This is a genomic window from Kitasatospora phosalacinea, from assembly GCF_000717185.1.
In the GTDB taxonomy this organism is placed as follows: domain Bacteria; phylum Actinomycetota; class Actinomycetes; order Streptomycetales; family Streptomycetaceae; genus Kitasatospora; species Kitasatospora phosalacinea_A.
In genome coordinates this window covers 31910-42585 of sequence record NZ_JNYE01000069.1, presented here as the reverse complement: position 1 = coordinate 42585, position 10676 = coordinate 31910, and the positions used below count along the sequence as shown (strand labels likewise).

Sequence of the window (10676 nt, the reverse complement as noted above, 5' to 3'; positions counted from 1 at the left end):
GGCTGACCCCGCCCCGCAGACCCCCGCCCCGCCCCCACCCCCGCCCCCAGAGTCCCGCCGCACCCGCCGCCGCGCCCACCGACGGCCCACTGGCCGGTCGGGCGTGGCCCCGCTGCTTACGCTCGCCCCGCCCGGACCGGGGCGGTGGCGCGTGCAACGGGAGAGCGGATGGCTGGACGGATGCGCACGGCGGTGCGCGGGCTGGCAGCGCTGCTGCTGGCGGCGGGCCCGACGGTGGCCGTGCCGCAGGCGGTGGCGGCCCCGGCGAACGGCGGGACGGTGATCGTGAACGAGACCTTCCAGGGCTCCTCGGTGCCGGACCCGTCCTGGGAGCCGCTGGGCGACACCTGCCTGACCGGCGCCCAGCCGGGCAGCACGCCCGCGCCCGGCGACGCGCCGATCCCGTCCTGCCCGACCGGCGGCACCCCGGCCGCGCCGGTGCCCGGAGTGGTGCCCGGCTACCTGCAGCTGAACGACTCGGCCGGGTTCGTCGGCGGCTCGGTGCTGTACCGCCGCCCGGTGCCCGCCTCGGCGGGCCTGTCGGTGACCTTCGAGCAGTACCAGTACGGCGGCACCCAGGCCCCCGGCGACGGCATCGGGTTCTACCTGGTGGACGGCTCCACCCCGCTGGACTCGAAGGGCGCGGACGGCGGCAGCCTCGGCTACGCGCAGCGCAACCTCAGCCCGGGCGTGGTCGGCGGGTACCTCGGCGTCGGCCTCGACATGTACGGCAACTTCTACAACGACGGCGAGAACCGGGGCGCGGACTGCCCGACCGGCCAGCAGTCGCCGGTCAAGGCGGACGGTCCGGTCGCGCCCAACGCGATCACCCTGCGCGGCCCGGGCGCGGGCATCTCCGGCTACTGCTACCTGGCGTCCACCACCCGGCCGCCGGCCGGCGACCCGCCGCGGGCCGCGAGCACGCTGCCCGGCAGCCTGGGCGCGCCGTACGGCACCACCGACCCGGCGCTCGCCAAGCGCACCGTCAACGTGCAGATCACCCCCGCGCCCTCGCCCCGGGTGATCGTCCAGGTGGACTTCGAGGACGGCACCGGCTGGCACCAGGTGCTGGACGAGCCGGCCCCGGCCGGACTGCCGTCCACGTACAAGTTCGGGTTCAGCGCCTCCACCGGCGGCTCCACCGACGTCCACCTGATCCGGAACGTCAACGCCGCCTCGATCCTGCCGCTGGGCGCGCTCGACCTGGTCAAGCAGGTCGACCGGTCCGGCACCCCGCTGCCCGCCGAGATCACCGCGGGCACCGTGATCCCGTACCAGTACGTGGTCACCAACGCCGGTGCGGCGGAGGTGAGTGCGCTGTCCGTCACCGACGACAGGCTGGCGCCGGTGAGCTGCCCGACCACCGTCCTGCCGCCCGCGCCCCAGCCGGGCTCGACCGTGGTGTGCACCGGCAGCTACACCGTCACCGCCGCGGACGTCGCCGCCGGGCAGGTCGTCAACACCGCGACCGCCACCGCGAACCCGGTCGTCGGCGACCCGGTGAACTCCGGGCCGTCCACCGTCACGGTGCCGCTGACCTCCGCGATGACGCTCGACAAGCAGGCCGTCACGCCCGCCCCGCACACCGTCGGCCAGGTGGTCGACTACACCTTCACCGTCACCGACACCGGCGGCTCCGCGCTCGCCACCGTGGTCGTCCAGGACCCGCAGATCACCGACCTGGCCTGCCCCTCCGCGGTGGTGGAGCCCGGCGGCACGCTGGTGTGCACCGGCAGCCACACCGTCACCGCCGCCGACCTGGCGGCCGGTTCGTTCACCAACACCGCCACCGCGAGCGCGGTCAGCCCGATCGGGCAGAACGTCACCGCGGCCCCCTCGACCGTGACCGTCCCGGTGGTCTCGACCGACGAGTTCGCCGACCTCGCCGTCACCGTCGGTGCCGACCCGACGGTGCTGCCGGTCGGCTCCACCACCACCTTCACCGTCACCCTGCACAACAACGGCCCGCACGAGGCGACCAACGCGGTCGTCGCCAACCCGGTGCCCGCCGGGACGACGCTGCTCACCGCGACACCCGACGCCGGCACCTCGTACGACCCGGCGACCGGTACCTGGACGGTGCCCGCACTGGCCAGGGACGGATCCGTGCGGCTCACCCTGCTGGTCCGGCTGGACGCCGCCGCCCCCGCCACCGACAGCGCCGCGATCACCTCCGCCGACCAGTACGACCCGGTGAAGGCGAACAACACGGCCAGCGCCACCGTCCGGCCGCTCAACGAGACCGACATCGCGATCGGCAAGAGCGTCGACCCGGCCCGCCAGACCGTCGGCGGGCAGACGGTGTTCACCGTCACCGCCACCAACAACGGCCCGGCGCCCGCCACCGGGCTGACCGTCGACGACCTGCTGCCCGCCGGGCTGGAACTGGTCTCGGCCGCCCCGAGCACCGGCGGCTACGCGGCCGCCACCGGCGTGTGGACGATCGGGAACCTCGCCGTCGGCGACCGGGCCCGGCTGCTGCTGACCGCCCGGGCCGCCGAGCCCGGCGCCCGCACCAACACCGCCGAGCTGGGCGAGCTCGACCAGCAGGACACCGACCCGTCCAACAACAGCGCGAGCGCGACCGTCACCGTCGACGCCCCCAGCCCCTCGCCGAGCCCGAGTCCGAGCCCCAGCCCCTCGCCGGAACCGACCCCGACCCCGACCCCGACCCCGACCCCGACCCCGACGCCGATGTCCACGAAGCACCCGCACCACCACGGTCCCGAACTGCCCGGCACCGGCGTGTCGGCCGCCTCCGTGGGTGCGGGCGCCGTCGCGGTGCTGCTGCTGATCGGCGGCGGCGTGCTGGTCGCGGCCCGGCGCGCCCGCGGCCGACGGAGCTGACGCCCGGGGAACCGACGCCCGGAGCGAACGGAAACCGCCGGCGGGAGCGGTCGAGGCATGTGCGGTGCCTCGGCCGTTCCCGCCGGCGGCGGCGTTCCGGGGGTCCTGCCGGGGCGGGCCGGCGGGGGCCGTCAGGCCGCTATCGGGCGGGCCGTCGGGTAGGCCTCGCGCAGGCGGCGGTGCGCGGCGGGGGCGGCGCCCAGGTGGTCCAGGCCGAGCAGGGCGGCGCCCAGCACCGGCGGGGCGACGACCACCCGCGGTTCGGCGAGCGGCGCGTCGGCGGCCAGCCGGGCGGTCAGGCTGTCCAGCAGCAGCGGCTGCCGGGAGGCCAGCACCCCGCCGCCGAGCACCACCGGCACCGGCTGCTCCAGCAGGTCGAGCCGGGTCAGCGCGACCACGGCGAGCCGGGCCACCTCGTCGGCCTGCCGCTCGATCAGGCCGAGCGCGGTCGGGTCGCCCGCCTCGCCCGCCGCGAACAGCACCCGGGCGACCTCGTGCAGCCGGGCCCGGTCGAGCAGGCCCAGGTGCATCGCCTCGGCGACGGCGTTGGCGCCCGCCAGCTCGAAGTGGGCGCCGATCATCGGGGAGAGCAGGGTCGCGGGGCCGCGGCCGTCCTCGGCCCGGGCGGCGTGCCACATCGCCTCCTCGGCGAGCCCGCCGCCGCCGCCCCAGTCGCCGGTGAGGCGGCCGAGCGCGGGCCAGCGGGCGGTGCGCCCGTCGGGCCGCAGGCCGACGCAGTTGATGCCCGCCCCGCAGACCACCGCGACGCCCAGCGGCCCGTCGGTGCCGGCCCGCAGCAGGCCGAAGGTGTCGTTGGCGACGTGCACCGACGCCGCCCAGCCGTACCCGGCTATCGCCGCGTGCAGCTGCTGCTCCTCGACCGGCAGGTCGGCGTTGGCCAGGCAGGCGCTGACGTGGTCGGTCAGCGGCCGCCCGCCGGGCCGCCAGTCGGCGCCGGCCTGCCGGGCGAGGTCGTCGACCAGCGGGGCGAGCGCGGCGACGGCCGCGGCCGGGCCGGTGTGCTGCGGCTGGAAGCCGCCGCCGCGGGCACGGGCCAGGACGGTGCCGTCGGCGCCGACCAGGGCCAGGTCGGTCTTGCTGTTCCCGGCGTCGACGGCGAGGACGCCGGGCAGGAGTGCGGAGTGGCTCATCGGCCGGTCCCCCCGTGGTGGTGCCGGGTGCTGGTGGGGCGGTGCGCGGTCATGGTGCCGGTCACGCCCAGCTCAGGTGCGCGCGGTTGTGCGCCAGCAGCCGGTCGGTGAGCTGGTCGGCGAGCTCGATCTGCCCGACCAGCGGGTGGGCGAGCAGCGCGTCGAAGACCCGGTCCCGGCCGCCGTGCAGCGCGGCGTCCAGCGCCAGGTGCTCGTACGCGGTGACGCCCGCGATCAGGCCCGCGTACAGCGGTTCGACGGGGCGCTGCGGCAGCGGGCGGACGCCGGTGGCGTCGACCTCGGCCGGGACCTCGATCACCGCGTCGTCGGGCAGGAACGGCAGCACGCCGTCGTTGCGGGTGTTGACGACCTGGACGGTGGTGCGGCCGTCGGTGCCCAGCAGCGAGGCGATCAGCTGCACCGCGGCCTCGGAGTAGAACGCGCCGCCGCGCTTGCCGAGTAGCTCGGGCTTGGTGTCCAGGGCCGGGTCGGCGTACATCTCCAGCAGCTGCTGCTCGATCGCGGCGACCTCGGCGGCCCGGGAGCCCTTGACCTTCAGCTCCTCCACCACCGCGTCGTGCTGGTAGAAGTACCGCAGGTAGTAGGAGGGGACGACGCCGAGCCGGCCGATCACCGGCAGCGGCAGGTGCAGGTCGGCGGCGATGGCCTCGCCGTGCTCGGCGAGCAGCTGCGGCAGCACCTCGCGGCCGGTGGCGGCGCCGGGGGAGTCGAGCAGGGTGACGCCGCGCTCCCAGGTCAGGTGGTTCAGGCCGACGTGGTCCAGGCGCACCAGCTCCGGGTCGACGCCCAGGTGGGCGGCGAACTTGCGCTGGAAGCCGATCGCGACGTTGCACAGGCCGACGGCCTTGTGCCCGGCGGTCTGCAGGGCGCGGGTGACGATGCCGACCGGGTTGGTGAAGTCGACGATCCAGGCGTCCGGGTTGGTGCGGCGGACCTGCTCGGCGATGTCCAGCACCACCGGGACGGTGCGCAGCGCCTTGGCGAGGCCGCCCGCGCCGGTGGTCTCCTGGCCGACGCAGCCGCACTCCAGCGGCCAGGTCTCGTCCCGGTTGCGCGCCGCCTGCCCGCCGACCCGCAGCTGCAGCAGCACCGCGTCGGCGCCCCGGACGCCCGCGGTGACGTCGGTGGCGGTGGTGACGGTGGCGCCGTGGCCCTGCTTGGCGAAGATCCGGCGGGCCAGTCCGGCGATCAGCTCCAGCCGGTCGGCCGCCGGGTCGATCAGCACCAGGTCGCCGATCGGCAGGGTGTCGCGCAGCCGCGCGAACCCGTCGATCAGCTCCGGCGTGTAGGTGGAACCACCGCCGACGATTGCCAACTTCAGTGCGGACATCAGCCCTTGACCCCTGTCAGTGTGACGCCTTCGACGAAGGCGCGCGGTGCGAAGAAGAAGCGAAGAAGAACGGAACGGTCGTACCGGTGGGAGGAGAACCGGAACGGCGCGAGGGCGGGGACCTGCGGATCGTGTCCACGGGAAGGCACTCCTGGAGCGGGTACGGGGCGGGTACGGGGGCAGGACGGCACGGCCCGGCGGCCCGTGGCGGGCCGGGGGCTTGGCGGACGGGGTCAGTGCGTCAGTGGGTGCTGAACAGGACGTCCCGGGTGCTCGCCAGCGCGCGCTGCAGCGCACCGGTCAGGACGGGCGACCCCGGCACGGCCGACAGCCGCACCTCCGGCCGCGGGATGGACATCCGGCCCAGCGCCTCCTGGACCAGCTCCCGCAGGCGTTCCCCGCCCGCGGTCGGCGTCCGCCCGGAGAGCACCACCAGCTCCGGGTCCACCACCGAGGCGATCACCGCCAGCCCGAGCGCCAGCCGTTCGGCCAGCTCGGTCAGGAAGGGCCCGCCCCCGGCGCTGTCCAGGGCCCCGGCCACCGCCTGCGCCCCGTCGGCGCCGGGCAGCCCGTGCCGGCGGGCCAGCGCCAGCACCGCGGGCTCGCCGACCAGGTCCTGGAACCCGCCGGACACCTTCCGGCGGGAGCCCAGCGACACCGGGGCGTCCGGCACCGGCATGTAGCCGACCTCGCCCGCGCCCCCGGTGAAGCCCCGGTGCAGCCGGCCCGCGATCACGATCGCCGCGCCGATGCCCTCCTCGGCCCACAGCAGCACGAAGTCCTCGCACCCCGCCGCCGCCCCGCCGGCCTGCTCCGCCACCGCGGCCAGGTTCACGTCGTTCTCGATCGACACCGGCGCGCCGAGCGCCAGCTCCAACTCCTCCACCAGCCGCGGCGAGTGCCAGCCCGGCAGGTGCGAGGCGTACCGCAGCTTCCCGGTCGCCGGGTCCGGCGCGCCGCCGATCCCGACCACCACCTCGCGCAGGCACCCCGGGGCGAGCTGCGCCCGCCGCACCGTCTCGGCGACCGCCTCGGCGACCCGGGGCACCGTCTCCGCGGCGGGCCACCCCTTGGTCGGCACCCGGTGCTCCGCCAGCGTCGTCCCGGTGACGTCCGCGACCGCGACCCGCACCGTCGTGCTCGTCACGGCCACGCCCGCGACGTAGCCCGCCGCCGGGTTCACCTGGTACAGCTGGGCGTTGGGCCCCGGCCCGCCGGCCGTCGTCCCCACCGGCACGACCAGCCCGACCGCCTCCAGCCGCGCCAGCAGCTGCGAGGCGGTCGGCTTCGAGAGCCCCGTCAGGCTCCCGATCTGCGTCCGGGACAGCGGGCCGTTCGCGAGCAGCAGCTCCAGCGCGGCGCGGTCGTTGATGGCCCGCAGCAGGCTCGGCGTACCGGCCAGCGGGGAACGGGGCGTCTTTCGGGTGGTCACGGCCCGATCCTCCTCTGCGTACGCCGTTGCGGCCAACTGTTAGGAAAGTTTCCAATTGCGGGCCGCAGATGTCAACGGTACGTGACCACTTCCTTGGCAGTACGGGCGGGACGGGCGGACGGGCAGGACGGGCGGGACGGGCGGGAGGCGGTCACCAGGGCAGCGGGCCGTCCTCGTTGAAGAAGCCGCCGCTGGGGCCGCCGTCGGGCAGCGCGGCCAGCCGGACGGCGACCGCCGCTCCCTGCGCGGGGGTGCGGGTGCCCTGGTGCCCGTTCAGGTCGGTGTCGCAGTAGCCGGGGCAGGCCAGGTTGACCAGCACGCCGGTGCCGCGCAGCTCCTTCGCGTACTGCAGGGTGACCGCGTTCAGGAAGGACTTCGACGGCGCGTACGCGGCCGAGATCGGCCCGGTGGACGCGTCCGGGTCGGACTGCAGGGTCAGCGAGCCCACGCCGCTGGACATGTTGACGATCCGCGGGGAGGCCGAGCGGCGCAGCAGCGGCAGCAGCGCGTTGGTCACCCGGATCACCCCCAGCACGTTGGTCTCCACCGCCAGGCGGACCTGCGCCAGGTCCACCGCGGTCGGCTCCTGCCCCGGACCGCCGGTCACCGCCGCGTTGTTGACCAGCACGTCGAGCCGGCCGAAGCGCTCCGCCAGCAGGTCGGCCGCCGCGGCCGCCGAGGCGTCGTCGGTGACGTCCAGCGGCACCGCGAAGGCGTCCGCGCCGCCCGCCCGCAGCGCCGCCACGGCCGCCGTCCGCCGCCCCTCGTCGCGGGCCCCGACCCCGACCCGCCAGCCCAGCGCGCCGAGGCCCGCCGCGATCTCGTACCCGATCCCCTTGTTCGCGCCGGTGACCAGCGCAACCGTCTTCTCGTTCATGCCCCCATGCTCCGGCCGCCGCCCGGGCCGCGGCCAGGACCGATCCGGGCACCCGGCGATACCCGGCGGGCATCGCCGTAGGCTGGGCCGGTGGAGACCCGGGAACTGCGGTACTTCGTGGCCGTCGCCGAGGAGTTGCACTTCGGCCGGGCGGCGCTGCGGCTCGGCATGGCGCAGCCGCCGCTGTCGCGGGCGATCGCCCGCCTGGAGCGGCGGCTGGGCACCGTGCTGCTGGAGCGCGACAGCCGCGGCGTGGCGCTGACCGGCGCGGGCCGGGTGCTGCTGCGCGAGGGCCGCACCGCGCTGGAGGCGGTGGCCGCCGCGGAGGCCCGCACCCGCCGGGCCGGGCAGCCGGGGCTGGTGCTGGCGGCGAAGGCGGGCGCCTCCACCGACCTGCTGGCCCGCCTGCTGGCCGCGTACGAGGCCGGGCCCGGTGCGGTGCCGGTGGACGTGCGGCTGTGCCAGTACGGCGAGCAGGGGCGGCTGCTGCGCCGGGGCGAGGTCGACGTCGCGCTGCTGCACCTGCCGTTCGACTCCACCGCGGGCCTGGACACCGAGGAACTGCACACCGAGGGCCAGGTCGCCCTGCTGCCCGCGGCCCACCCGCTGGCCGCCCGCCGGGAACTGCGCCTCGCCGACCTGGCCGACCTGCCGGACCTGCCCGCCCCCCGCTACCCGCGCGCGGACGGCACCCACCCGGACGGCCCGGGCCCGGCGATCCGCGACCACGCCCAGCTCCACCAGCTGATCGCCCTGGGCCGGACGTGCGCCGTCCTCCCGGAGTCCTGCCGCACCCAGCTGCGCCCGGACGTCACGCCCGTCCCCGTCCTCGACGCCCCGCCGGTCACCGCCGTGCTCGCCTGGCCCCCCGACAGCCGCTCCCGCCCGCTGGCCGCCCTGCTGCGGGCGGCGACCGGCGGCTAGACCGGGCTCAGTTCCGGGTCGGGCTCAGCTCTGGTGCGGTATGGGCTTGGCGGCCAGCGAGCGGGCCGAGTTGGGGTCGGCGAGGGCGGAGGGCGGGAGCACCTCGGGGGCGGTGGGCTGGGCCGGGACGGTGACGGCGGCCTCCTCCTTGAGCTTGACGCCGGCCAGGTCGAAGGCGGCCTTCAGGCGCACCCGCAGGGCGCGCGAGACCTGCGCGGAGCGCCCGGGCGTGCAGCGGGCCTCGATCCGCAGCTCGACGGAGTCGACGGACACCGACTCGACGCCCAGCACCTTGACCCGGCCCCAGATCAGCTCGTCGTACGGGCTCTCCTTGGCGAGCTGCTCGGCGGTCTCGGTGACCAGCAGCTCGACCCGCTCCAGGTCCTCCTTGTAGCCGACCTGGACGTCGACGGTGGCGGTGCCCCAGCCCTGGCTCATGTTGGCGATCCGCTTGACCTCGCCGTTGCGGATGTACCAGATCTCGCCGGAGGCGCCGCGCAGCTTGGTGACCCGCAGCCCGACCTCCAGCACGGTGCCGGTGGCCACGCCGGTGTCGATCTCGTCGCCGACGCCGTACTGGTCCTCCATGATCATGAAGACGCCGGAGAGGAAGTCGGTGACCAGGTTGCGGGCGCCGAAGCCGATCGCGACACCGGCCACACCGGCGGAGGCCAGCAGCGGCGCCAAGTCGACGCCGAGCACCGACAGGGCCATCAGCGAGGCGGTGCCGAGGATGGTGAAGGAGGCCACCGAGCGCAGCACCGAGCCGATCGCCTCGGAACGCTGCTGGCGCCGCTCGGTGTTGACCACGCCGCTGTTGGCGAGCAGGCCGCCGAGCACCCCGTGGTCGTCGTCGGACACCGCGGGCCGCCCCATCCGGGCCACCAGCTTGCGGATCACCTTGCTGACCACGGCCCGCAGCACCAGCGCCAGCCCGAGGATCAGGACGATCCGCAGCCCGCTGACCACCCAGCCCTGCCAGTTCTCGTCCAGCCAGCCGGCCGCCTGCCGGGTGGTGTCCGTCACATCGGCGGCGGTGGTGGGGATGGAGAACGTCGGGGCGGTGCTGTCGGCAGCGGAATCGGCGAGCATCGCCCCACTGTAGCGAGCCCTCCCACCGGCCCGTTCACCCGCTCGGACGGCTCGTCAGGGCACCCGTCCGGTTCCGGACACGCACCGCACCGCCACCCGCACGGTACGTGCAGGAGGGTCGCGAGCTGGGCATACCGACCATGGCGGGACGCGCGGGGGCCCACCGCACGCGCGCGGCCCGTTCACGGAGAAATGGTGGCGTCGTACGACGGCGTAAGGCGACACTGAGGGAGATCACGCCCCCGCGCGGGGGCGCGGTCGCCCGCTCGACTCGGCGCGAGCCACGCGCCGCAGGCGTCCAAGGAGGCCCCGTGCCGCATGTCCTTGTCCTCAACGCGTCGTACGAGCCGCTCGGTGTCGTCTCGATGCGACGCGCCCTCATCCTCGTCCTCAACCACAAGGCGATCGCCCTGGAGGATGCGGGCACCACTCTGCACAGCGCCACCGGTGCCGTCCAGGCACCGTCCGTCGTCAAACTGACCCGTTTCGTGCGGGTCCCCTACCGAGGCCCCGTGCCACTGACCCGGCGGGCGCTGTTCGCCCGCGACCACGGCCGGTGCGTGTACTGCGGGGCCGCCGCCACCAGTGTCGACCACGTCATCCCGCGCAGCCGGGGCGGCCAGCACCGGTGGGACAACGTGGTGGCGGCCTGCCGCCGCTGCAACCACACCAAGGCCGACCGGCACCTCGCCGACCTCGGCTGGCGGATGAAGCGCCCCCCGGCCGCCCCCAGCGGCCTGGCCTGGCGGGTCATCGGCACCGGGATCAAGGACCCTCGCTGGCGGCCCTACCTGGAGCCGTACGGCGGCCTCGACCAGTTCCGGGACTTCGAGCACCACGACCATCCGGAGACGGTCCTGCCCGCCCCGGTCCGCACCCGTCCGATCCGCCGCGGCGAGCAGCACGCCCCGCTCTCCGCCTGAACAGACAAGGGCCTGCCCGACACGAGAACCGGTACGCCTCATGGGCCGCCGCCGCCCCCGCAACGGGAGCGTCGGCGGC

At 75.7% G+C, this 10676-nt stretch carries 8 protein-coding genes; 3 read left to right on the top strand and 5 right to left on the bottom strand.

Going from position 1 to position 10676, the window contains the following annotated elements:
- Positions 1 to 168 precede the first annotated feature (168 nt).
- Complete coding sequence (locus OO57_RS26040) at positions 169 to 2847, top strand: DUF7507 domain-containing protein (RefSeq protein WP_081973971.1); 2679 nt, start codon at positions 169 to 171, stop codon at positions 2845 to 2847.
- 131 nt (positions 2848 to 2978) lie between these two features.
- Here OO57_RS26040 and OO57_RS26035 read toward each other — a convergent pair whose 3' ends face one another.
- The 4 genes from OO57_RS26035 to OO57_RS26020 form a co-directional block, all read right to left on the bottom strand.
- The gene (locus OO57_RS26035; RefSeq protein WP_033255094.1) at positions 2979 to 3998 is read right to left on the bottom strand and encodes an N-acetylglucosamine kinase; all 1020 of its coding nucleotides are present in this window, start codon (positions 3996 to 3998) and stop codon (positions 2979 to 2981) included.
- A gap of 61 nt (positions 3999 to 4059) precedes the next feature.
- Positions 4060 to 5340 carry a 6-phospho-beta-glucosidase gene (locus tag OO57_RS26030; RefSeq protein WP_033255101.1) on the bottom strand — a complete coding sequence of 427 codons (1281 nt, stop codon included), beginning with the start codon at positions 5338 to 5340 and terminating at the stop codon, positions 4060 to 4062.
- Between the two features lie 250 nt (positions 5341 to 5590).
- Entirely contained in the window at positions 5591 to 6781 is a 1191-nt protein-coding gene (locus OO57_RS26025) for an ROK family transcriptional regulator (RefSeq protein ID WP_033255093.1), read from the bottom strand.
- A gap of 151 nt (positions 6782 to 6932) precedes the next feature.
- A complete protein-coding gene (locus OO57_RS26020; RefSeq protein ID WP_033255092.1) occupies positions 6933 to 7658 on the bottom strand; it encodes an SDR family NAD(P)-dependent oxidoreductase in 726 nt (241 codons plus the stop codon).
- A gap of 90 nt (positions 7659 to 7748) precedes the next feature.
- On the opposite strand from OO57_RS26020, the gene OO57_RS26015 reads away from it, so the two are divergent.
- Entirely contained in the window at positions 7749 to 8582 is an 834-nt protein-coding gene (locus OO57_RS26015) for a LysR family transcriptional regulator (protein WP_033255091.1), read from the top strand.
- 24 nt (positions 8583 to 8606) lie between these two features.
- Here the strand turns inward: OO57_RS26015 and OO57_RS26010 are convergent, their stop codons facing one another.
- Positions 8607 to 9674 carry a mechanosensitive ion channel family protein gene (locus tag OO57_RS26010; protein WP_033255090.1) on the bottom strand — a complete coding sequence of 356 codons (1068 nt, stop codon included), beginning with the start codon at positions 9672 to 9674 and terminating at the stop codon, positions 8607 to 8609.
- A gap of 311 nt (positions 9675 to 9985) precedes the next feature.
- Here OO57_RS26010 and OO57_RS26005 point away from each other — a divergent pair, with 311 nt between their 5' ends.
- Positions 9986 to 10597: an HNH endonuclease gene (locus tag OO57_RS26005; RefSeq protein ID WP_033212661.1), complete on the top strand. Its 612-nt coding sequence runs from the start codon at positions 9986 to 9988 to the stop codon at positions 10595 to 10597.
- Positions 10598 to 10676: the final 79 nt, after the last annotated feature.

What these genes read in the sequence shown, in the direction of transcription:
- OO57_RS26020 (WP_033255092.1), bottom strand. Translation starts at nt 7,658, where the DNA reads ATGAACGAGAAGACGGTTGCGCTGGTCACCGGCGCGAACAAGGGGATC.
- OO57_RS26010 (WP_033255090.1), bottom strand. Translation starts at nt 9,674, where the DNA reads ATGCTCGCCGATTCCGCTGCCGACAGCACCGCCCCGACGTTCTCCATC.
- OO57_RS26040 (WP_081973971.1), top strand. Translation starts at nt 169, where the DNA reads ATGGCTGGACGGATGCGCACGGCGGTGCGCGGGCTGGCAGCGCTGCTG.
- OO57_RS26035 (WP_033255094.1), bottom strand. Translation starts at nt 3,998, where the DNA reads ATGAGCCACTCCGCACTCCTGCCCGGCGTCCTCGCCGTCGACGCCGGG.